The sequence below is a fragment of the Vreelandella neptunia genome (assembly GCF_000712975.1).
Classification (GTDB): domain Bacteria; phylum Pseudomonadota; class Gammaproteobacteria; order Pseudomonadales; family Halomonadaceae; genus Vreelandella; species Vreelandella qaidamensis.
In genome coordinates this window covers 122,008-144,972 of the sequence record NZ_JHQL01000002.1, presented here as the reverse complement: position 1 = coordinate 144,972, position 22,965 = coordinate 122,008, and the positions used below count along the sequence as shown (strand labels likewise).

The 22,965-nt window shown below is 52.3% G+C and carries 21 protein-coding genes; 14 read left to right on the top strand and 7 right to left on the bottom strand.

Going from position 1 to position 22,965, the window contains the following annotated elements:
* Window positions 1-53 precede the first annotated feature (53 nt).
* Genes CR46_RS0105335 through CR46_RS0105325 form a run of 3 tightly spaced genes read right to left on the bottom strand, consistent with a single transcriptional unit; the run spans window position 54 to window position 2,433 of the window.
* The gene (locus tag CR46_RS0105335; protein WP_030070660.1) at window positions 54-983 is read right to left on the bottom strand and encodes a 5-oxoprolinase subunit C family protein; all 930 of its coding nucleotides are present in this window, start codon (window positions 981-983) and stop codon (window positions 54-56) included.
* On the bottom strand, window positions 980-1,684 hold the full coding sequence (pxpB, locus tag CR46_RS0105330) for a 5-oxoprolinase subunit PxpB (protein WP_030070658.1): 705 nt from the start codon (window positions 1,682-1,684) through the stop codon (window positions 980-982). The genes CR46_RS0105335 and pxpB overlap by 4 nt, the downstream gene beginning before the upstream one ends.
* Window positions 1,681-2,433 carry a 5-oxoprolinase subunit PxpA gene (locus tag CR46_RS0105325; protein ID WP_030070656.1) on the bottom strand — a complete coding sequence of 251 codons (753 nt, stop codon included), beginning with the start codon at window positions 2,431-2,433 and terminating at the stop codon, window positions 1,681-1,683. The genes pxpB and CR46_RS0105325 overlap by 4 nt, the downstream gene beginning before the upstream one ends.
* Window positions 2,434-2,872: 439 nt before the next feature.
* Between CR46_RS0105325 and CR46_RS0105320 the strand changes: the two genes are divergently transcribed.
* From CR46_RS0105320 to CR46_RS0105300, 5 genes are all read left to right on the top strand, one after another.
* Window positions 2,873-3,073, top strand: a complete 201-nt coding sequence (locus CR46_RS0105320) for a hypothetical protein (RefSeq protein WP_030070654.1) — start codon at window positions 2,873-2,875, stop codon at window positions 3,071-3,073.
* Window positions 3,074-3,081: 8 nt separating this feature from the next.
* Window positions 3,082-4,071, top strand: coding sequence for a LysR family transcriptional regulator (locus CR46_RS0105315; RefSeq protein ID WP_030070652.1), 990 nt, complete (start codon window positions 3,082-3,084; stop codon window positions 4,069-4,071).
* A 32-nt stretch (window positions 4,072-4,103) separates the two neighbouring features.
* Window positions 4,104-5,093, top strand: a complete 990-nt coding sequence (locus tag CR46_RS0105310; protein WP_030070651.1) for a TRAP transporter substrate-binding protein — start codon at window positions 4,104-4,106, stop codon at window positions 5,091-5,093.
* 131 nt (window positions 5,094-5,224) lie between these two features.
* Complete coding sequence (locus tag CR46_RS0105305) at window positions 5,225-5,788, top strand: TRAP transporter small permease (protein ID WP_030070650.1); 564 nt, start codon at window positions 5,225-5,227, stop codon at window positions 5,786-5,788.
* Window positions 5,789-5,811: 23 nt separating this feature from the next.
* Window positions 5,812-7,116 (top strand): TRAP transporter large permease, encoded by a 1,305-nt coding sequence (locus CR46_RS0105300; protein WP_030070649.1) that lies wholly within the window; start codon window positions 5,812-5,814, stop codon window positions 7,114-7,116.
* Window positions 7,117-7,145: 29 nt separating this feature from the next.
* Here the strand turns inward: CR46_RS0105300 and CR46_RS0105295 are convergent, their stop codons facing one another.
* Window positions 7,146-8,678 (bottom strand): GGDEF domain-containing protein, encoded by a 1,533-nt coding sequence (locus tag CR46_RS0105295; protein WP_030070647.1) that lies wholly within the window; start codon window positions 8,676-8,678, stop codon window positions 7,146-7,148.
* A 206-nt stretch (window positions 8,679-8,884) separates the two neighbouring features.
* Here CR46_RS0105295 and CR46_RS0105290 point away from each other — a divergent pair, with 206 nt between their 5' ends.
* From CR46_RS0105290 to CR46_RS0105250, 9 genes are all read left to right on the top strand, one after another.
* Window positions 8,885-11,587, top strand: coding sequence for an EAL domain-containing protein (locus CR46_RS0105290; protein ID WP_030070644.1), 2,703 nt, complete (start codon window positions 8,885-8,887; stop codon window positions 11,585-11,587).
* A gap of 146 nt (window positions 11,588-11,733) precedes the next feature.
* Window positions 11,734-12,462 carry an HAD family hydrolase gene (locus CR46_RS0105285; RefSeq protein ID WP_030070642.1) on the top strand — a complete coding sequence of 243 codons (729 nt, stop codon included), beginning with the start codon at window positions 11,734-11,736 and terminating at the stop codon, window positions 12,460-12,462.
* Window positions 12,455-13,165, top strand: a complete 711-nt coding sequence (locus tag CR46_RS0105280; RefSeq protein ID WP_030070640.1) for a UTRA domain-containing protein — start codon at window positions 12,455-12,457, stop codon at window positions 13,163-13,165. The genes CR46_RS0105285 and CR46_RS0105280 overlap by 8 nt, the downstream gene beginning before the upstream one ends.
* 141 nt (window positions 13,166-13,306) lie before the next feature.
* The gene (locus CR46_RS0105275) at window positions 13,307-14,356 is read left to right on the top strand and encodes a putative 2-aminoethylphosphonate ABC transporter substrate-binding protein (RefSeq protein WP_051690116.1); all 1,050 of its coding nucleotides are present in this window, start codon (window positions 13,307-13,309) and stop codon (window positions 14,354-14,356) included.
* Window positions 14,357-14,400: 44 nt separating this feature from the next.
* A complete protein-coding gene (locus tag CR46_RS0105270) occupies window positions 14,401-15,525 on the top strand; it encodes a putative 2-aminoethylphosphonate ABC transporter ATP-binding protein (RefSeq protein WP_051690115.1) in 1,125 nt (374 codons plus the stop codon).
* On the top strand, window positions 15,522-17,216 hold the full coding sequence (locus CR46_RS0105265) for a putative 2-aminoethylphosphonate ABC transporter permease subunit (protein ID WP_030070634.1): 1,695 nt from the start codon (window positions 15,522-15,524) through the stop codon (window positions 17,214-17,216). Before CR46_RS0105270 ends, CR46_RS0105265 begins: the two co-directional genes overlap by 4 nt.
* 53 nt (window positions 17,217-17,269) lie before the next feature.
* The gene (locus CR46_RS0105260; RefSeq protein WP_030070632.1) at window positions 17,270-18,406 is read left to right on the top strand and encodes a 2-aminoethylphosphonate--pyruvate transaminase; all 1,137 of its coding nucleotides are present in this window, start codon (window positions 17,270-17,272) and stop codon (window positions 18,404-18,406) included.
* Window positions 18,406-19,224, top strand: coding sequence for a phosphonoacetaldehyde hydrolase (gene phnX / locus CR46_RS0105255; protein ID WP_030070630.1), 819 nt, complete (start codon window positions 18,406-18,408; stop codon window positions 19,222-19,224). The genes CR46_RS0105260 and phnX overlap by 1 nt, the downstream gene beginning before the upstream one ends.
* A complete protein-coding gene (locus tag CR46_RS0105250; protein ID WP_030070628.1) occupies window positions 19,221-20,114 on the top strand; it encodes an EamA family transporter in 894 nt (297 codons plus the stop codon). The genes phnX and CR46_RS0105250 overlap by 4 nt, the downstream gene beginning before the upstream one ends.
* Before the next feature lie 7 nt (window positions 20,115-20,121).
* Here the strand turns inward: CR46_RS0105250 and CR46_RS0105245 are convergent, their stop codons facing one another.
* From CR46_RS0105245 to CR46_RS0105235, 3 genes are all read right to left on the bottom strand, one after another.
* Entirely contained in the window at window positions 20,122-20,865 is a 744-nt protein-coding gene (locus CR46_RS0105245; protein ID WP_030070626.1) for a sulfite exporter TauE/SafE family protein, read from the bottom strand.
* A gap of 154 nt (window positions 20,866-21,019) precedes the next feature.
* The gene (gene mgtE, locus CR46_RS0105240) at window positions 21,020-22,375 is read right to left on the bottom strand and encodes a magnesium transporter (protein WP_030070624.1); all 1,356 of its coding nucleotides are present in this window, start codon (window positions 22,373-22,375) and stop codon (window positions 21,020-21,022) included.
* A gap of 221 nt (window positions 22,376-22,596) precedes the next feature.
* The gene (locus CR46_RS0105235; protein ID WP_030070622.1) at window positions 22,597-22,944 is read right to left on the bottom strand and encodes a DUF6482 family protein; all 348 of its coding nucleotides are present in this window, start codon (window positions 22,942-22,944) and stop codon (window positions 22,597-22,599) included.
* Window positions 22,945-22,965: the final 21 nt, after the last annotated feature.

Below are 22,965 nucleotides of genomic sequence, written 5' to 3'. Positions count from 1 at the left end.
ACTGTTAATAAAGGCATCCCGTTGGATGCCTTTTCTATTTTAGGCAGCCTGTTTTATTGCCATACACACATCTGATTCCGATAAGCGACTTGCGCTTGGCTGGCACTGATCGGGCGCAAACGCACCTCTGTTCCTGGTAAGCATTGAGCAAGCAGGGCACAGGCCATGGGTGTAAGTGCACCTAAGCGTGGGTAGCCGCCGATGGTTTGGCGATCATTCATCAAAATAATCGGCTGGCCGTCGGGTGGGATTTGCACGGCGCCAAGTGGAATGCCTTCGGAAATAATGCCGCTCAGTGAGCTGCGCAGCGGTGCTCCAGTGAGACGAATACCCATTCGATCAGCGCGGTTATCTACCGTCCAAGGCTGGTTAAACGCGTTGTACAGACTACGTCCGGCGAAATATGAAGCCTGCGAGCCAAGCACCATGCTGAGTTGGCAGTTTTTTTCCGGCATGGCGGGTTTTGTTCCTTCAGGCATCTCACGCTTGGCGGTAACGCCGCCGTGCCAGATGAGCTGGTCACCGGTTTGCAGCGGTTTGCCATCATCTCTGAGCCCGCCAATTTGCTCGCGGGCAGTGCAAGCGCGGCTGCCCAGTACTTCTGGCACGTCTAACCCTCCCGGAAACGCGAGGTAGGCTCGCAGACCACGGCGGGGCTGGCAGAAAATGAGCGTTTGTCCAGAGCGCAGCAGAAAGCTTGTATTGGTGGCAAGTGGCTGGCCATCGACGGTAGCGCCAAGGTCGGCTCCAGACAGTGCTAGGCGCACCTCTGCATTAGCAACCAAGCTGAGATTACCACCCATCACAATTTCCAGCGCCGCGCAGTCTGGCGCGTTACCGAGTAGCCAGTTTGCCCAGCGAAACGATATCCAGTCGGCGGCACCGCCCTGGGTGACACCCAAATGGCCCACGCCGAATCGTCCGGTATCTTGAATGAGCGCTAGCGGCCCGGCTTGCTTAACGGTCAGCATTGCTTGGCTCATGACCGCTCCTCCATCGGCGTTGTATCGCCTCCTGCTGTTGCGAATTCTTGTTTACTGATTGCTTTGAAGCGCACTTTGTCGCCAGGGCGTAGTAGAGGCTCGCCCCGCTTAGCGTATTCAAACAGCGGTACGGCGGTGCGGCCTAAAATATTCCACCCCCCTGGAGAAAGGAGTGGGTAGATAGCGGTTTGTCGATCGGCAATGCCCACACTGCCTGCCGCGACTTTGCGTCGCGGTGTTTTCAAGCGTGGTGTAGCGATGCCTTCGTCTACCAAGCCCATAAAACCGTAGCCGGGGGCGAAGCCCAACGCGAATACGCAGTAATCATGGTCGCAGTGACGTTCAATTAAAGCCTCAATGCTGATGCCAGCGCGCTTTGCCACCAGCGGCAGCTCAGGGCCAACGCTTTCGTCGTACCACACAGGTATCTCATGCAGTTGGCCGTTCTGCGACTCAGCGGGCGTTAAGTCGCGTAGGGCATTGCGAATTAGCGTCGTGACGTGGGCAAATGTGAGTTGCTGGCTGTCATAGTGCACTAGCAGCGTGGTATAGGAGGGAATTAGGTCAATGAGTGCCCCACCCAGCGCCTTGCGTAGGGTTTGATCGGCAGCGATGATCCACGCCATATTGGATTCATCGATAGTATCAAACAAGCGTACCGTTATGGCGTCCATCGCCGCCGTTTCTAAACGCAGTTTCACGCCGACTCCAGCGCTGTAAAGGCATCGCGGATAGCCCGCACGGCAGCGACTGATTCCGGGTTGTCGCCATGCACGCACAAAGTGTCGCAGGGCAGCTGCAGTGTGCTGCCATCGCGGGCAGTCAGCGCCTCGCCTTTGGCAAGTGCTACGGCCTGCGCAACGATAGTGGCTTGATGGTGATGAACCGCACCTTCCAGGCGACGAGAGGCGAGATGGCCGGTTGCTTCATAAGCGCGGTCAGCAAAGGTTTCAAACCACAGGGTAATGCCCATTTTTTTTGCTAACTGACGATGAGGCTCGGGGTCGGCGGTAGCCATTACCATCAGCGGGAGGCTGGCATCATAAGCACGAACTGCACGCATAACGCCTTCCAGTAGTTCAAGGTTGGCCGCCATATCGTTATACATTGCCCCATGGGGTTTAATGTAGCTAAGTGCTGTGCCTTCTGCTTGGCAAATAGCGGCTAGCGCACCCACTTGATAGAGCACCATATCTTCCACTTCGGCAGGCGAGCAAGCTATGGAACGACGACCAAACCCCATTAAATCCGGGTAGCCTGGGTGGGCCCCAATACGAACACCATGCTGGTGAGCTAGGGCTACGGTGCGACGCATGACATGGGGGTCCGAGGCGTGATAGCCACAGGCAATGTTGGCACAGTCAACGTGAGGCATTACTTCAGCATCTAAGCCAATTGACCAATTACCAAAGCTTTCGCCCATGTCGCAGTTCAACAGTGGGATTGCCATAATGTCTCCTAGCCGTTTTTTTTGAATTTATTAGCTTAACGTAGTGGTTAGCTGCCTATTATTCATAGCAGCAGTAACAAAATTCTGATTTTAATAATAGAGCGCTAATATTAAATAAGCCGTTGTAAAGTACCGATTATAAATGTCGGCCGACACCATCAGTTGTAACTAATTAGCTTGGTTAGCAGCATGGTTGCTTAAAACCAATATATGAACCTATCTTGTTAAGTTCCAATCGTTTTTACTGATACTGAGTATCGGAGCTTCCTATCATGCTGTTATTTATTGGAAAAATAGTTGACCCTGAGCTTGGTTACGATTATCAAATAAATAAAGCGACTTGATAAAAGATTATAAAAAAGCGCTCACGCCAGCTTTAGAAAATATCTGCAGCAGAAATAATAATCGGCGGTTAGTGAGACGTTTGAAGGAGTGAAACATGCAAATGCCGACCACGGAACAGTTTGTTAGCGTTCAGTGTGCCGCCATAGGTAACACCACCATGCTGGCCTTAAGATTGCATCACAAAGTAATGCGCTCGTTTCACTCAGTGATACATTGCGCTAGAGAGCGCCATAGCGCGCGACGCTACCTGCGTTGTGTGGCAACCTCTGCCGATATTACTGCAACCGTTGGTTAGGCAAATGTATGCTTGATTTCAAAGAGCTAGACGCTTTTGTATGGGCGGTAAAACTGGGCTCTTTTCGCAAGGCTGCCGTACGCCTGCATATTACCCAGCCCTCTATTTCTGAGCGTATCTCACGTTTAGAGAGCACCGTTGGGGAGCTGTTGCTTGAGCGCTCTGCGCGTCCAATTCAGCCGACTATGCGTGGCCGTGAATTCTTTCTGCATGCTGAGCGCATACTGCATCAGCGTGACGAGGCGCTAAAGCTGTTTGATAACGCTGAAACGTTTTCCGCTCCCTTACGGCTTGGCACTATCGAAACCATTGCCCATAGTTGGTTTCCTGATTTTATTCAGCGCCTTACCGAGCGTTATCCCAAGCTAATTATTGAGCTCACTGTCGACTATTCGCCGGCCCTCAATAATCGGTTGATAGGTAATGAACTCGATATTTTACTGGCCATGAATGGCTACCTAGCCTCAGAGCAAATTGAGTGCGATAGGTTAAGCCCTTATGAAATGGGCATGTTTGTTTCACCTCGCCATGCCGCGTTGCTAAGCGAACGCCCAGACGCTTGGTGTCACGCGTTGCCGTTTATCTCCTTTGGTCGGCAGGCCCGCCCTTATGAAGAACTGGTACGTTATCTTGCTGATATGGGCGTCCAGCAGCCGCGCATCCACAGTGTCAGCACGCTAATGACTATTGCGCGGATGACTATGGAAGGGCTGGGGATTGGCGCGTTACCTGTTGCCACCGTGCTGGATGAGTGGCGCCGAGGTGATCTATACCGTTTAGCGCTCCCCGCCCCTTTGCCGCCGATGAACTATGATGTGATCTGGCGCAGTGCAAACCACCCGCGCTTTTGTCGCAGCGTGGGCCGGATCGCCCAAGAGTGTGCCGCTAACTATGCTAGAGAACGGCGCGCTGACATGGCAAATACATGTTTTACCGGGCGTTGGGTTCAACCTGGCGCGACCCTTGCCACCCCCGAAGTAACACCTCGATTAACCTGAACTCCCATTAATATGAATAAGAGGACGCCCCCATGCATAAACATATAACAACGCCATTACTGCTAGTGACCGCTTGCAGCCTTGCTGCTGCGGCGACCGTTCAGGCGGCTGAGTGGACCATGGCAACGCCTTATGGTGATGCAAGTTTCCATACCCAAAACAACAAACAGTTTGCAGAGGATGTGGCCGAAGCCACTAATGGTGATTTAACCATTACGGTGCATAGCGGTGGTTCTCTGGTTTCTCATGGTGAAATTAAACCGTCGGTGCGCCGCGGCACGATTGATGCTGGCGAAGTTTTCCTCTCCATTCTTTCAAACGATGATCCTATTTTCGAAGTCGATACGTTGCCGGGGGTAGCCGGTAGCTATGAAGATGCCTATGCCTTGTGGGAAGCCACTAAGCCGATGATTACTGAGCTATTTGCCTATGAAGGAATGGTTCCTCTCTATGCTGTCGCTTGGCCCGCCCAGGGAATTTACACTTCTGAGCCGTTAACGGACCCTGATCAGTTTGATGGCTTGCGGGTGCGTGCGCCGAATATTAATACTCAGCGTTTCGTTGATAATTTAGGTGGCAGCCCGACGGAAACTGAGGAGTCTGATATTCCTACTGCATTTAGCACCGGTCGTGTGGATGCCATGATTACGTCCAGTTCTACCGGCAACTCAATGGCTGCCTGGGACTACGTGACCGACTACACCGATGCTAACTTGTGGCTGCCTAAGAACATTGTGTTTATGAGCCAGCGCAGCTTTGACCGTTTAGATGAAGCTACCCAAGATGCCCTAATGGAAGCCGCAGCGCGTGCTGAAGAGCGTGGCTGGCAAATGAGCCGCGAGAATAATGAGGCTAGCCTAGAAACACTGAAAGAAAATGGTATTTCGGTTTCTGAGCCTAATGAAGCGGTTTCTGCTGCACTGCAAGCGGCTGGTGATGAGCTATTTGCCGACTGGGAATCTCGTGCTGACGACGATGCAAAGCAAGCCTTAGAGAGCTATCGCGAACAGCGCGATAACTGAGCCTTAATATCTGGTCTTAGTATCTGGTCTTAATGACTGGTTTTAATGACTGGTTTTAATAACTAATGCTGGCTTTAAGGGCGGCTAATTGTGTCGCCCTTTCCACCCACGCGCTCAATGAGACTGCGAACATGATGTTTAAATTCGACAAACTCTACCGCCTCGGTGCCTGGGGTGCGGCCGCGTGTATGGTGGCTATTTGTGCACTTATCGCACTGCAGGTCACGTTTCGCTTAGTAGATGCGCTGCTGGTTTTGGTTGGCCTTAGCCGACTTGGCGTGAGCATCACCGGCGTGTCTGAGATGGCTTCATATCTGTTAGTAGGCGCCACATTTCTTGGGCTGGCCTACACCTTTGTTCATCATGCCCATATTAGGGTGACGCTACTTATCTCGCGTCTACCTGCTGCAGTCCGCGTCTGGTTTGAGGTGTTTGGATTGCTTGTTGCGGTAGTGATCAGCCTTTTGCTGGCCTACGGCTTAATTGGATTAGCCAGGGAAAGCCTTCAATACAACGACGTGTCGTCAGGCTTTTTATCTATTCCCTTGTGGATACCTCAATCAGTATTGATTGTTGGGGTAGGGCTGTTGGCATTGGCGCTGATGGAGGCACTGTGGATAGCGCTGCGCATTGCCATTCGCGACCCTGCGAGCTTCCGTGAAGTGACCGCCATCGACGACAACGAAGCGCATTAAGACGCTACTCGGGAGATACCCTCGTGCTATTACTCAGTTTGGTTACTATTTTTACCCTCGTGGTGCTGTTAGGCAGTGGCGTCTGGATTGCCTTTGCTCTAATTGGCACTGCCTGGGTTGCCCTTCAGTTTTTTAGTCCTTTTGACCCCGGCCCTATTCTTGCCTCGGATTTTTGGGGAGCGAGCTATGGCTGGGATTTAACGGCGTTGCCGATGTTTATCTGGATGGGTGAGATTCTGTTTCGCTCAGGCCTGGCTGACAACATGTTTCGTGGCTTGTCACCTTGGTTAAACCGCCTACCGGGTCGCCTGTTGCATACCAATATCATTGGTAGTGGCATGTTTGCCGCTGTTTGTGGCTCTTCGGCAGCGACCTGTGCCACGGTGGGGAAAATGACCCTGCCGGAACTCGAGCGGCGCGGCTATGACAGCAATATGGCCATTGGCACTTTGGCTAGCGCATCGACGCTGGGACTACTCATTCCGCCTTCCATTGTGTTGATTGTATATGGTGTAGTGACTGAGCAGTCCATTACTCGGTTATTTATGGCAGGTATTGGACCAGGGCTGATGATCTTAGCCATGTTCATGACCTATCTCGTGTTGTGGGCTCTGTTGAAAGGTAATCGAAACGGGTTAACCGGTGCTGATGAGTCGGGTATGAGCTTCGTTGAGAAGCTGCGCAATACCTGGTCGCTGGTGCCAATTCTGCTGCTTATTGGCGGTATTATCGTATCGATTTATGGAGGCCTTGCATCACCAACAGAAGCTGCAGCGGTGGGCGTTGTGCTGTCGATGGTTATTGCGCATTTTAATGGCCACTTTAATCGCGACATCTTTACCAGCTCGTTATTTGCCGCCGTGCGTACTGCATGCATGATCGCCTTTATTATTGCCGGTGCGTCGTTTCTCACCTCAGCAATGGGTTTTACTCAGGTACCGATGCAATTGGCACGGGCGATTGGTGAGATGGGGTTATCGCCTACAATGCTGTTAGTAGCTTTAACGCTATTGCTACTGATTATGGGCTGTTTTCTGGATGGTATTTCGCTGATTTTATTAGTGACTGCGATTATCATGCCGGTCATTAGCGCTGCTGGTTTCGATTTGATTTGGTTCGGTATCTATCTTGTGATTGTGGTGGAAATGTCGCAAATCACCCCGCCTGTTGGATTTAATCTATTTGTAATTCAGGGGCTTACAGGAAAAGATATTGTCACTATCACGAAAGCTACGTTGCCGTTCTTTTTACTGATGCTGCTAGCAATTGCCTTTATGCACCTCTTTCCAGAGATTGCGTTATATCTACCAGAGGCAATGAACAGATAATAAAAGAATAACGGTTACTATTGGCATGGCTAATCTTGACCATAAACAGAGATGCCCCGACGGCCAGAGCGTTTGATGAAGTACATGCTTTGGTCGGCGGCATCTATTAGATCGCGTTCATTGCGGAAATTGCCATCACTTAAACACGCAATGCCCATGGAAGCTGTTATATATAGCGCTTCCTGATCTACGGTTAGCATAGGTTGCTCTTTTAAATGCAGTTCAATCCGTTCAGCTAACTGTTTAGCGGCTTGAGATGTTTCATCAGGCAAGATAATTAAAAATTCTTCGCCGCCGTAGCGCCCAGCTAAATCACCTTTTCGAATTAACGACGCCAGCGTTTTACCAAACCGCTCTAAAATCAAGTCACCGGCCTGATGACCATAGCGGTCGTTCAGCACTTTAAAATGGTCTAAATCAATGAATATGACCGACATAGTGCGGCGTTGCTCGTTACAAAGAGCAAAGCGCTCTTCGAGCTGTTTTTCTAACCAAGCACGGTTAGCAAGCTGGGTAAGTGAGTCAATACGGCTGCGTTTTTCTAATGCAGCGTTGTGCAACTGTAATGTATTCAACTGCTGCTGTTGATCATCTAACCGTGCGGTAAGTGCTAGTGAGTGTTGATAAAGCAAATGTTTGGCTTCTGCTAGCAGTGCATGGCTGTCGATAGACGACGGTGCCGTAAGGTTAAGAATGTCCGTTAATAGGTCTATCTCTTCGGGTAGTCGGTGCAAGAGTGCTTCAATTGCATGTGTTGGCACTGTCTCCGCGATGGCTATCTGTTTTAGTAATAGCGCTAACGACACACTTGGTTCAGGGCTAAGCCAAGCATCAGCGATAGCGCCTGATAAACGTAAGCAAAGAGTCTCCATGTCATCGGTTACAAAGCCATCATGGCTTTGGTAAATAGCCCGCACGATGGGAGAAGGTAGGCCCCACTTCGCGGCTAACCAGGCGCCAATTCGCGTATGATCACTGCCAAAGCAGTGGCGCTCTGCGTTGATTAACTGTGCATGGGACGCTTGGTAATCAGCGTATAGTGTATCTGCTTCGTCAGGATAGGTGGTAATGATTGCCAATATGCCGATGTCTTGTAGTAGGGCAAGTGTGAACGCGCTGCCCACTTTCGTAGGGCAGAGTTGGTTAGCCAGTTTACCTGCCACTACCGCTGCAACAATGGCACGCCGCCATGTTTGAATAACCACGGTTTCTGTCGGCGGCCAGGGCAGTAGTGTGAAGCTCAGTACGGTAGCAAGTGTGGCATCCAGGCCCAGGCGTTGCGTCGCTTCTAAGCTGGTTTGTGCTGGGGGAGCCGAGCGTAGGTAATAGACACTATTAGCGACCGCGATTAGACGTGCTGTTAACCCAGGATCACGTTCAATGACACGCGCATACTCGCCCAGAGGGGCGTGGGGAGAGCGAGCGACTTCGAGTACCTGCAACGCAACGGCAGGTAACGAAGGTAAACTCGCCGTTTGCAGCAGTGCTTCCGTAAGAAAGGCGGGAAGCTCATTGGTGAGCGAAGCATAAAGCGTTTCATCTTCGGCTGAAGGGCCCGTCATGTTATCTCCAAACGTGCTGTCCAACACAGCGATCAGCCACAAGGGCATATTCTATGAGTACAAGCATGGAATCAGCATGCGCTGGTATTGCCATATGTAGGCATTGTAAATCAGTAAAATAGCTGTTTATGCTGTAGTTCGCTGTAATTTATTAAAACAGCGCTTTGCGGACAGCTGTTTCTAGAATGACAAAAGTGAGTGCGCCAATGCACACCAGGAACGAAGCGGCAGAGATCTTTCGCCAGTTGGCAGAAGGGCTGGGACGAAGCGGTACGCCTGATTTTTACGCAACGCTTGTCGAGCAACTTGCCGGTTTGCTTGGTGTTGATCATGCTTTAATCGCTGTTGTCGATACGCCTCATAGGGCCACAACGTTGGCCGTTTGGTCAAATGGCTGTTATCAGGACAATTTTTCTTATCCACTTGCTGGAACGCCGTGTGAAAACGTTTTAGGACGTGAGCCCTGTTTTTATGCCTGTGATGTCCAAGCGCACTTTCCTAATGATATGTTGCTTGGGCAGCTTAGTGCTGAAAGTTATATGGGGTTGCCTCTGTTTTCTGCAGATGGCCCGGTTATTGGTATTTTAGCGGTATTAAGTAATCAACCGATGCAGCCGGATGGCCTTGAAAATGAAATCTTACGCATTGTGGCTGCTCAAGCAGGCGCAGAGCTGAGCCGTTGCCAAGCCGAAGAAGCACTTCGCCACAGCGAAGGTGTCGCTCGCGAAAGTGAAAGGCGTTTAAATACGCTGCTTAACCATCTTCCGGGGATGGCCTATCGGTGCCTCAATGATCGTCATTGGACGATGCAGTTGGTGAGTCAAGGAGCCGAGGCGCTGACGGGCTATCACCCGGATGATTTACAAGATAATAGGCTCTTAAGTTTTGCCTCCCTGATACACGAGGCTGATCAAAATCGTCTATATCTAGCCGTACAGCAGGCAATTCAGCAGCGTCAGCCTTATCGCGTTGTCTACAGACTGCGCCATCGGGATGGCAGCCATCGCTGGATGTGGGAGCAAGGGCAGGCTGTCATGGGGAATGCAGGACAGGTTGCCTATCTTGAAGGCTTTATCTCTGATGTAACCGATCAACAAGAATCACAGCGCGTGCAAGAGGCGGTTGTGCAAGTCGCCTCCACTGTAACGTCACGAGTGGGGGATGATTACTTTCATCAATTGATTACAACGTTGGTCACTTTATTAGAAGCTGATGCTGGGTTTATCGCCTTGCTAGATCAACCTGTACCCCAGTACACGGGCTCAACAGCCGCCCGTAAAAGCACGTTGCTGCCAGCGATGACAACTCACACAGTGAGCTTAGTGGCAAGTGGTAAATTAGTTGATAATCAAACATTTATGTTGTGTGGGACGCCGGCTGAGAAGGTTGTTTTTGAAGGGGAAAGTGTTGCACAAAGCGGCCAGTCTTTTATGTTGCCAGGAACTTCGCTGGGTACCCAAGCCTGGATCGGCAGACGTTTAGATAATGCCAAGGGGGATGCTATTGGCGTGATGATGGTGTTTTATCAATCACCACTCACCACCAACGCCTTTGCAACGTCTGTGCTACAAATTCTTTCAACAGGTGCTGCTGCTGAATTAGAGCGTCGCCGCGACCATCGGCATATGCACCGCCTCGCTTATACCGATGGCACCACCGGTTTACCCAACCGCGCGCGCTTCATTGAGCTATTGGCTAGCATGGGAAAAGAAGCTACCCGGCAAAATCACTCTCTCTCGTTACTGCTAATAGATATTCGGCGCTTTAAAGAGGTAAACGATTTACATGGTCATCAAGTAGGCGACCAGTTATTGGCGACCGTAGCCAAGCGGTTGCAGCAAGCCAATTTTCCCAAGTGTGCTGTTGCGCGACTGTCTGGTGATGAGTTTACGATACTCTTGCCCAGTGTAGAGGATGTTCATCTCCAAGAAATAATGCTGCAGCTATGTGAGATTATTAAACGTCCCATTCAGCTTGAGCATCGCGTTTTTAACCTTGATGTCAGTGTTGGTGTTGCCAGTTATCCTAACGATGTATCGGACGCTGGTGAGCTGTTTAACGCAGCCAGCATTGCCCTGCATCATGCAAAACGACGTGACAATAGCGTTTGCCCCTATACACAGACGATGCGGCATGCCTTAGAGCGTCGACAATGGATGACCGAGCGATTGCATCAAGCTATTCTTGGGCATCGTTTGGAGCTCTACTTCCAACCCCAGTTTAGTCTGGCAGACAAAACCCTAACCGGGGCTGAAGCGCTTTGTCGCTGGTATGACCCTGAGTGGGGATGGGTAAGCCCTGGCGAATTTATCCCTTTGGCAGAAGAGCGTGGCCTAATCCGAATGCTGGGCGATTGGGTGTTGGAGGAAGCGGCAAGCCAGCTAGGCGTTTGGCAAGCCAAACACACGCCATTGCCGGGTAAATTATCCATCAATATTTCTGCCCAACAGTTTGCCGATCCTCAATTAACCGCGCATGTGGCTAAGTTGACCACCGGTGTACCGCCTGGTGCGATTGCATTAGAGCTAACCGAAAGCGATTTTATGCGCGATCCCGATCAAGCGGTCACGATTACTCATTCGATGCGGCGGGCAGGCTACGCGCTGTTTATTGATGACTTTGGCACGGGCTACTCATCACTCTCTTATTTACGTCGTTTCGCTGCAGATGCGTTAAAGATAGATATTTCGTTTGTGCGTGACATGCTGGATAACCATCATGATCGTGCGATCGTGCAAACAATTATCGCCATGGCCGACACGCTAGATATGAAAACCCTCGCAGAAGGTGTTGAAAGCCCGGCTCAAGCCGATTTGCTAGCAAAAATGGGCTGCAGCGAAGCACAGGGCTATTGGTTTGGTCATCCCCTACCTGCCGATGAATTTGCGGCAACGTGGTTAATGCCATAATTTTCACTGTCAGGCACCATGATCAGCAGTTTTTATCGGCAACTCCGATTTTCAGTCAGGGCGTCATCGTCTTGTCATCGTCGTTGGCATACGCTACGCGCCGCCGAACTCGTGAAAAAACGAACTCGTGAAAAAAGGAGTGCCTCATGCGCCTTGCCCTGTTTGACCTTGACGACACCCTCCTGGATGGAGACTGCAGTGACCGCTGGAATTTATGGATGATCGAGCAGGGCTGGATCAGCGACGCCGAAACCTTTATAGCCCGTGCCGAGCAGATGCAGCAGGCTTATCACGCCGGTAAGTTAAAGTTAGAGGAGTACTTAGCAATGACCTTGGCTCCCCTGCGGGGGCGCCGGGTGGTGGATGTGCAAAAAGAAGTTGAGCGCTTTGTCGCTACTCATTTGCAACCACGTATTTTTGATCAAGCGTGGCGCTGCTTGGAAGCACACCGTCAGTCAGGCGACACCCTGGTGCTCATTTCTGCGTCATCGCATCACTTGGTCGCACCGATTGCGACGATGTTAGGGATTGAACATGTGTTGGCGGTAGAGCTGAGTGTTGAACATGCGGCAAGTGGGGCGAACTACACCGGACATAGCAAAGGCGTGCTCTCTTACCGCGGTGGAAAGGTGCTGCGTTTTCAACAGTGGTTAACCGAGCAAAACATTACCCCCAGTCATACCATGTTCTACTCAGATTCTCGCAATGATATCCCGCTACTGCAGTATGTCGACTGCCCAGTGGCGGTTAACCCTGACCCCGTGCTGGCGGAGGTCGCTAGTGTGGAAGGGTGGCGGCGTTTAGACTGGCGAATGGCAGCGTCGTCAGGCGCTTCATCGGCCAACGATCTATCAGGAAAATCGGCGCATGCCTGATGCTTACTATTTACAGTTAACAGAGCAACTTCGTTATTTAATCACTCAGCATGCCACGCAGTGGGAAGGCAAGTTACCCGCAGAACGAGCGTTGGCAGAGCGCTTCTCTACGACCCGCGTTACGTTGCGCCAAGCGTTGGCACAACTGGAGGGAGAAGGGCTTATTCACCGCAGCAACCGGCGCGGCTGGTTTATTTCACCGGCTAGGCTGGTGTATGACCCCACCCGGGATGCAGGTTTTAACGACTATGTGCGCGCTCAGGGGCGGCAACCACGTACAGCGGTTCTGATGCTTGAAACCCGCCCACACCTGGCGGCTGCCCGTGCCCTGGAACTGGCTGATGACCAGCCGTTCCACCATATTCGCCGTCGCCGTTACGTGGATGATCGCGCTGTACTGGTGGAGTCGCTTTGGGTAGTGCCAGAGTGTGCGCCCGAGCTATTAGATATCTACAGCGGACAGTCGCTATGGGGGCTGTTAAGAGAGCGTTGGGGGCATCACTTGGCCAATCGCTCAATACGCATGGTGTCTGAAGCGTTGTCGCCCTTAGATGCTGAAGAGTTACTTGTTGCCCCAGGCACTGCAGGGCTGAACATTTGTCGCGCTATTTTCGACGATCAGCAGCGCCCGATTGAGTTTGATGAGGAGCACTGGCTGCATGACTCTCTGTGTATCAGCGTTGACCTTTCTGGTCAGCAATAGCGCGTGGCGATGATGGCGGCTATGTGATAACGCCCGTAAAGGGTCACAATACAACTTCAAAAATCGGTCAAACAAGCGTCATCGCACTGTCATTTAATGTCGGCAAACTCCTGGTCTATACCAAAACGCTGGGAGCCTACCATGTCGACACTTCACCGCTTTTTCCAACCTAATCAGATGGCAACTGCTTTGCTTGCGACAGCTGCCGTTGCCTTCTCTTCTATGGCTAGTGCCACTGAGTTAACGGTGTACACCGCCGTTGAGTCAGATGACCTGCAAAAATACGCCGAACGCTTCAATGCCGCCCACCCCGATATCACCATTAACTGGGTGCGAGACTCTACGGGCGTGATTACTGCGCGTCTGCTGGCGGAAAAAGATAATCCCCAGGCAGACGTTATCTGGGGCTTAGCCGCTACCAGTCTGCTGGTGCTTGAAGAAGAGGGCATGCTTGAACGCTACGCCCCCGCTGGCGTTGAAAATCTCGATCCCAAATTTATTGATGCGGCATACCGTAACGGTGAAGACCCCGCGTGGGTAGGCATGGACGCCTGGGTAGCAGCCATTTGCTACAACACCATTGAAGGCGAGCGACAGGGTGTGCCCATGCCGACCTCCTGGGAAGACCTGACCCAGCCTGAGTTTGAAGGGCATGTGATCATGCCTAACCCCAACTCCTCCGGCACCGGCTATCTGGACGTGGTCAGCTGGATGCAGCTGTGGGGTGAAGAGCAAGGTTGGGACTACATGGACCGTCTGCATAACAACATTTCCCGTTACACCCACTCTGGCTCTGCTCCTTGCAGCCTGGCGGCCACCGGGGAAGCAGTGGTTGGCGTGTCATTTGCCTTCCGCGGGGCACGTTTGAAATCCCAAGGTGCACCGATTGAAGTGGTCTTCCCTGAAGAGGGTCTTGGCTGGGATATGGAGGCTGCCGCTATCGTTGCGGGTACCGCCAAACAGGAAGCTGCACAAACGCTGATGGATTGGGCCGTTTCCCGTGAGGCTAACGAACTCTATAACGAAGGCTACGCCGTAGTGGCCTACCCAGGTGTGGCACAGCCGATTGAAAACTACCCCGCTGACATTGCGGATCGCATGATTGATGCCGATTTCCAGTGGGCCGCGGTTAACCGTGAGCGCGTGCTGGCAGAGTGGCAGCGCCGCTACGACGGTAAAACCGAACAGTAAGCACGAATCAGTTGCCCCGGCCAAGGCCGGGGCTTGGAGATGTTATGCAGACCACACTGACATCGCCGCTGACGGCTCACTCGGCGGCGAAACCCCATTTACCCTCTGCGCACCTAAGCATAGATGGCGTCACTAAGCGCTTCGGTAGCTTTACCGCGCTGGACAGCATTGCGCTACAGATTCAGGAAGGCGAGTTTGTCTGCTTTTTAGGGCCTTCTGGCTGTGGCAAAACAACGCTATTGCGCACCATTGCAGGCTTAACTCAGCAAACATCAGGTAGCCTAATTCAGCGTGGCAAGAATATTTCCACGCTGCCCCCGCAGGCGCGGGATTTTGGCATTGTGTTCCAATCTTATGCGCTGTTTCCCAATCTGTCGGTGTTCGATAACGTTGCCTACGGGTTGCGCAACCGCCGCAGTGATCGGGCGACTATTCATGCCCGCGTGGCGGAGTTACTGGCACTCGTTGATCTTAGCGGTAGCGAACATAAATACCCTGCCGCGCTTTCTGGCGGGCAGCAGCAGCGGGTTGCGTTGGCACGAGCGCTGGCGACTGAGCCTGGCCTGTTACTGCTGGATGAACCGCTCTCAGCGCTGGATGCGAGAGTACGCGGCCATTTGCGACATCAGATCAAAGCCCTACAGGCGCGTCTTGGCGTGACCACCATTATGGTGACCCACGATCAAGAAGAGGCGCTCACCATGGCTGATCGTATCGTGGTGATGAACCACGGAGTGATCGAACAAGTGGGCACGCCTGCCGAGATCTACCACCAGCCTGCTAGCGCTTTTGTGGCGTCATTTATCGGCACGATGAATTTTCTAGAGGTGACCGCACAGGCGAATAACCACGCGTTGCTAGGCACTATTTCATGCCCTTGCTTGCCGCATGCCTACGCGAAAGACCAAGCAGCTCAATTGGCCATTCGCCCCGAAGCAGTCGCGCTTAGTGTCAGCATCTCTGAGCTGAGCGGTGATGTCATGGGCATTGAATTTTTAGGTGCATTTCAGCGGGTATCGCTGCGACTTAACGGTACCGAGCAACGGTTGCTGGCTGATGTTCCCAGCCGCGATAGCGCCACACTAGGGTTGCGACTAGGGCAAACCCTGGGGATTCACTTGCCTGCCGATGCTGCCCGTCTATACCCGGCAGGGAGCAACCAGTCATGAAGGCGAGTACATCTTTAGCGACTGCATCAACGCCTTCGCTGGAAGCATTAATACGCCTGATTGTGCTGCTAGCGGGCGTGGCGCTGTTAGTGTTCGGCCTGCTGTTTCCGCTATTTGCGATGTTGGTGAAAAGCCTGCAAGACCGCAGCGGCGACTTTATTGGGCTAGCTAACTTCGTACAGTATTTTCAAACGCCAGCATTGGTCAATTCGATTGCCAATTCATTGCGCGTTGCGTTCACCACGACGGTGGTCGTCGCTGGGCTCGCTTTTTTATGCGCCTACGGCATTACCCGTACCTGTATGCCAGGCAAACGGCTCTTTCGAATGTTGGCGATTTTGCCCATTTTGGCACCTTCGTTGCTACCCGCCATTAGCTTGGTGTATCTGTTTGGTAACCAGGGTTTTTTGAGCGACGTGCTGGCTGGTCATTCGATTTATGGACCGATTGGCATTGTAATGGGCATGAGTTTTTGGATTTTTCCCCATGCGCTAATGCTGCTTACCACTGCACTGACCAATAGCGATGCACGCCTCTATGAAGCAGCAGAAGCACTGGGCACGCCGAAGTGGCGTACGTTTTTGACGATTACCCTGCCAGGGGTGCGTTACGGGCTGATTTCATGCCTGTTCGTCGTCTTTACGCTAGCCATTACCGACTTTGGTGTGCCGAAAATTATTGGCGGCCAATTTAGCGTACTTGCCACCGATGTGTATCGCCAAGTGGTGGGGCAGCAGAACTTCCAAATGGGCGCGGTGGTTAGCGTTATTTTGCTAATGCCTGCGGTGCTATCGTTCATCGTTGACCGCTGGATACAAAAACGCCAAGTGGCTCAGCTTTCGGCTCGGGCAGTGCCATGGCAACCAACGCCTAACCCGTTGCGAGACTGGACGTTTGCGCTGCTGTGTTATTCGGTTGCGGGCGTTATTCTGCTGGTTATTGGTACCGCAGTGTATGCGTCGCTCATACAATTTTGGCCCTATAACCTGTCGTTCACGCTGCAGCATTACACCTTTCAAGGTTTAGCGGGCGGTGGCTGGGGGGCGTGGTTCAACTCCCTCAAGCTGGCATTTAGCGTCGCGTTAGTGGGGACACTGGTTATTTTCTTTAATGCATGGCTGATAGAAAAGAGTGAAGGCTATCGCCCATTGCGCCAAGGTTTGCATTTTATGGCCATGCTACCCATGGCGGTGCCGGGCATGGTGCTGGGCCTGGCTTATATCTTCTTTTTCAACCAGGCAGGAAACCCCTTTAATTGGCTGTACGGGACCATGGCGATCCTGGTGCTCAACACGCTAGTGCACTTCTATACGGTGTGTCACCTCACCTCTGTCACCGCGCTGAAACAGCTAGATCCAGAGTTTGAGGCCGTGGGGGCTTCGTTAAAAGTACCGTTCTGGACCACGTTTAGCCGCGTGACGTTGCCGGTATCGCTGCCTGCCGTGTTGGATATTTCTGTCTACCTATTCGTCAATGCGATGACGACAGTGTCTGCGGTAGTGTTCCTCTATAACAGCGATACGCGGCTTGCTTCGGTAGCGGTACTGCATTTGGATGAGGCGGGCTATTTTGCTAGCGCCGCGGCCATGGCTGTGCTGATTTTCCTGACCTCGCTGGTGGTTAAACTGCTTCACGCTGCGCTTACCCACGTTCTCTTAACCAACGCTCAGCGTTGGCGTCAGGCGGGCTAAAAAGCCCGCTATGCCAGCCGCTAATGTGTGCTTATAATCTGGTATAGACCAAAATGATGAGTAATCTAAAAGTGCCTTACCTTTTAACCCCAGGACCACTAACCACCTCCCATGCGACCAAAGCAGCCATGTTGCGTGACTGGGGCTCCTGGGATGACGATTTTAACCGTGTGACTGCAGACGTGCGTGCGCAACTGCTTACCATGGCCGAGGCGGCAAGTGACACGTATGCCTGCGTGCCGATGCAGGGCAGCGGCACTTTCGCCGTTGAAAGTGCACTGGCCTGCGCAACTGACCCTAGTGGCAAAGTGTTGGTGTTAATGAACGGTGCTTACGGCAAACGGGCTGCTCAACTGCTCGCTATGATGGGCCGCCGTTATGTGACGTTGGACAAAGGTGACTACTTACCGCCGCAACCCGACGAAGTGGCGACACTGCTACAGCAAGATGCTGACATTACCGCAGTGTTTCTAGTTCATTGCGAAACCAGCTCAGGGATTTTGAACCCGCTCGACGCCATCGCTGAGGTGGTGCGCGCTCACGGAAAAACGCTGATTGTAGACGCCATGAGTTCGTTTGGGGGCATACCGATCAGTCTGACAAAAACGCCTATTGATGTGCTGATCTCTTCTGCCAATAAGTGCATCGAAGGCGTACCGGGCTTTGGGTTTGTGATCATTCGCCAGACGCTACTTGCTGCTGGTAAGGGACGCGCCCACTCGCTGAGCCTGGATTTATACGCTCAGTGGGACTACATGGAGCGCACTGGCCAGTGGCGCTTTACCCCACCCACTCATACGGTGGTGGCCTTCCAAGCGGCGCTTGACCAGCACCGGGAAGAGGGTGGTGTGCCGGGGCGCTGCGCACGTTATACCCACAATCGTGATGTACTGGTAAAAGGCATGCGGGCGTTAGGCTTCAGCACACTTTTAGAAGATCAATGGCTATCGCCGATTATCACCACTTTTTTGAGTCCTACCGACCCTGCGTTTGAATTTAAGACCTTCTACGCAGCGCTGAAGTCGCGTGGCTTTTTGATCTACCCGGGCAAGTTAACTGACGTCGAAAGTTTTCGCATCGGTTGCATTGGCCAATTGGATGCGGCGGTGATTGAACAGTTACTCAGCGTTATTCAAGACACCCTGACGAAGATGGGTGTTTCTCTCTTTTCTGAATCAAGGAGTGCCTGATGCATTATCAATCTCCCCAATGCCTGCAGGCGGTGATTTGTGACTGGGCGGGCACGCTGGTCGATTTTGGCTCCTTTGCACCGACCCAGATATTTGTTGAAGCTTTTGCCGAAATGGGTGTGGCGATCAGCCTAGAAGAAGCACGCGGCCCGATGGGCATGGGCAAATGGGATCATATCCGCACGCTGTGCAATCAGCTTGAGATAGCCGAGCGCTTTCTCCAGGCGGTGGGCCACCTGCCGACTGATGCCGATGTAACGGCGCTTTATGAACGGTTTATGCCGTTGCAGATTGCCAAAATTGCCGACCACTCGGCGGTGATTCCTGGCGCACTTGATACGCTCACCTGGTTACGAGGGCAAGGTCTGAAAATAGGTTCCTGCTCCGGCTATCCAGCGGTGGTGATGGAAAAGGTAGTGGCGCTAGCCGTTGATAACGGACTGCAGGTAGATCATGTGGTGGCCACTGATGAGGTGCCCAGTGGCCGACCACACCCTGCCCAGGCGCTGGCCAATGTGATTGCCTTAGGCATCAGCGATGTCGCTGCCTGCATTAAAGTAGATGACACCACACCCGGCATTCTAGAAGGGCGCAGTGCTGGAATGTGGACGGTCGCACTCACCTGTTCGGGTAATGCTTTGGGGCTTCATTATGACCAGTATCAAGCGCTGAGCGATAGCGAACGCCGTGCAGCCCATGAGCGAGTGGCCGCTCAATTTGCCCCCTCAAAACCGCACTACAGCATTGCCACCATCGCCGAGCTGCCAAGCGTTGTGGATGCCATTAATGCTCGTTTACAGCGGGGAGAGCGGCCTTGAGTCCAGCCGCACTAGCGTTAGTGCTGTTTTCGGTATGTATGCATGCTGGATGGAATGTATTGGGTAAGCGTCATGCACCGTCACTGGCATTTTTTGCCTTGGCTTACGGGTCAGGCGGTGCGTTGCTGCTGCCGCTGGTGTGGCTTGGGCCATCATTAGCGGCGCTACCCAACACATTTTGGGGATGGTTGGTGCTTTCCGGGTTGTGCCAAATGCTCTATATGGGCGGCTTAGCCTGGGCTTATGCGCGTGGGGAAGTCAGCGTTCTGTATCCCATCGCACGGGCGCTGCCGGTGGTGCTTGTGCCGCTAGTGTCTATTGCGCTGCTCGGCAATCGCGCGTTGGATGTGCGGGATGGCATCGGCATGGCCTTGGTGGTGGTAGGCGCACTCTGCCTGCCACTAAGCCACCCAGAGGCGCGCAGGCTATCGACCTATTTAACACCGGCCATGGGGTTTGCACTGTTGGCAGCTGCAGGCACGGTGGGCTATTCGCTGGTAGATAAACAGGCGCTGGCGTTGATGCAGATAGCAGGCCATAGCAGTTTAACCGCAGGCGCGGTGTTTATGGTGCTACAAGCAGTGATGACGTTGACCTGGGCGATTCCGCTGCTGGCGCTGCTACCCGCAGAACGTCGCCGGCTGCCCTTACTCCGCCAGCAGGGGCTAGTGATGCTGGTGGTCACAGGACTGATGATGACCTGCACTTATGGTTTGGTACTCATGGCAATGGCGCTGACTGACGAAGTGAGTTATGTCGTGGCGTTACGCCAGCTCTCTATTCCAGTCGGTGTATTAATGGGCGTGTTGTGGCTAAAAGAACCCGCTTCTAGGGCAAAAGCCTTGGGCACACTGATCATGCTGAGCGGACTTTTACTGGTGGCACTTTAAGCATGCACTAGGCTACCGCTTGCCAAACCAAGTTAATTCCCACCACGAACATGGCCAGGATTACCAGGCGATAAAATAGCGCTTCGTTGACGCGGCTTTGCAGCCACAGCCCATTGCGCACGCCGATCCATGCTACCGGCACTAACAGCAGCGACGCCCAGGCGCTGGTTACATTGACTTCGCCAAGCCACATATACGGGCCTAACTTAATGACATTCACTACCGCGTAAATAACCGTGCAGGTGGCAATAAAGGTCTCTTTAGAGAGTTTGCGTGGCATCAAGTAAATGTTTAGCGGTGGTGCGCCTGCATGGGCAATAAAGCTGGTAAACCCACAAACGCTGGCGGCAGGCAGCGCCCAGCGGGTTGAAATCGGCTTCTTCGCGACAGGCTTCAGCAACATATAAGCTGCAAACGCGACGGAAATAATACCGAGTACTAAACGTACGCCCTCTTCGCTGAGGCTACCAAATAGCAGCGTGCCTACCGTGACACCAATAAATAGCCCCGGCACAAAGCGCCAGACTTCAGCATTGGACTGTTTTCCCCACCATGCCTTCACCGCAAACACATCCATGACGAGCAATAGTGGCAGTAACAAGCCTGCTGCTTGGGTAGGGCTAATCGCCAGCGCCATCAACGGTACCGAAAGGGTGCCAAAACCACCTGCAAAGCCGCCTTTTGAAACGCCGGTCAGGTAAACAGAAAATACGATCAACACCCACGCGATGACGGAGTAATCGGGGAGCATGGAAAATCCTTGGCAAACAGTCGTTAAAATAGCCTAACGTGAAAAACCCCGCATTCGCGGGGCTGCAGAGTTTTGCACAGGTAAGCAGGGCGAGATAAATGTTAGCAGGCAAATAGAACGATGTCCCACCTGCTTAAGTGATGAGTAGTGTTGCTCACAAAATAATTACTGTCGCGAGCCCTAAGAACGATAGAAAACCGACCACATCAGTAACCGTGGTTAAAATGACGGCACCTGATAATGCGGGATCTATCTGAAATCTTTTTAACACTAAGGGAATCAGCACGCCCGATAAGTTAGCCAGACTCATATTTACAAAGATGGCCAACGTAATCACCAGCGTAATCAGCGGGTCGTTGAACCACAGATAAGAAATACCACCGACGACTAGCGCCCACACCAAGCCGTTGCTCATCCCCACCCACAGCTCTTTGTTATAGAGCCACTGTTTGTTGTTACCGGCCAGTTGGCCGAGCGCTAAGCCGCGTATCACCACAGTGAGGGTTTGGCTGCCTGCAATCCCGCCCATACTCGCGACTACCGGCATCAGGATGGCCAGCGCTACAATTTGATCCAGCACCTCTTCAAACTGTCCAATTACAAAGGCCGCTAAAAAGGCAGTGAGCAAGTTAATGCCCAGCCAAATACCACGACTCTTTGCGCTGCGGAGTATCGGAGTGAAGACTTCTTCTTCATCGCTGACGCCCGACATGTGCTTTAACGTCATATCAGCATCATCTTGGGTGATTTCTAATACATCAGCGGCGTTCAACTGGCCCACTAACAAACCGTCACTATCGCAAACCGGAACAAAAGGCAGCTCTTTAGAACGGAGTAGAGCGGCAGCCTCGCTCACCTTCATCTGGTCATTTAGCGTGAAGGGAACATCCATATACTCATCAACGACGCTCTCCTGAGGTTGTTTGATGAGATCAATGAGCGTCAGCGTGCCCAGCAGCCGCTTATCCTTATCGGTAATCATGATCTGTTGTGACTCATCATCCAGTAGGTGATGAATGCGGATATAGCGCTGTACTGCCTCCAGTGATACGCCCTGTTTTACATTGACCGTCTCTGGGTCCATGTAACGACCGACTACGTCATCTTCATAAGAATGCAGGTTCTCAACCTGGGCGCGGATCTCCTGATCTAAGCTGGCATAGACAGTCGTTTTGATCTCTTCATCGGCGACGTCGAGAACTTCAGCCACTTCCTGGGCATCTAGGCCTTTAACGATTTGTTCTACATCGCTGGCAGAAAGATCTTCAATATAGTCGGCACGAATATCTTCATCGACTTCGGCGAGCACTTCCCCGAGCAGTGTTTCAGGAATGAACTCCCACAATCGGTCGCGAGTTTTGGTTGGGAAAGACTCAAGCGTGCGCGCAGTCGCTAAGATATCAAGCTCAGTAAACAGCTCACTCAGGGCGGCAGTATCTTCTTCATCTAATAGCTTTTGAAGATAAAGTAGCTGCTCTTCAAGATTTGTGTATTTTTCCTCATCGCGCATAGAGTCCATCCTTTCGAGAATTAATTTTTAACACAACCACTTGAAAGCACTTGATGGCTCACTATGAATCTTATCGACAGGCGTAGTTAAAAGCCATGATGGTGTGTAAAGCCAGCATGACCATCATGGAAAAGTGACGCGATAGTTGATGATGTAAATAGTTGATGGTGTAAACAGTTGATGATGTAAACAGTCGGTAAGCTAAATAGTTGGTGGCTTAATTAGTGTCGCGTTTCGAACGCGACGCGAACGCCATAAGCCATGCGCTGTTGTGCAGAAACTGGCGGGGTGTCGTTGCCGATCATTTCATCGACGGCGTCTGCCCAGGTGAGTACACCGTGAGTAAAGCCAAGCGGTGCAAGTGCACGGCTGACCCACTGCGTGCCGCTAAAACGCTTGGTTTCACCCTGAGCATCGACCAGCAAACTAACTGAATCATGGTGATGCAACCGCACGATATACCAGCCCATATCGAGCCCCAGTAACTCTACCTCTGGAAGTGGAAAGGAGGTATTTGTGCGTTGTGAGAGTTCTTCAAGTGTAAGGCGCGGGGGAAGCGTTGACGACATAGCATCACCTCATTGGCTGAT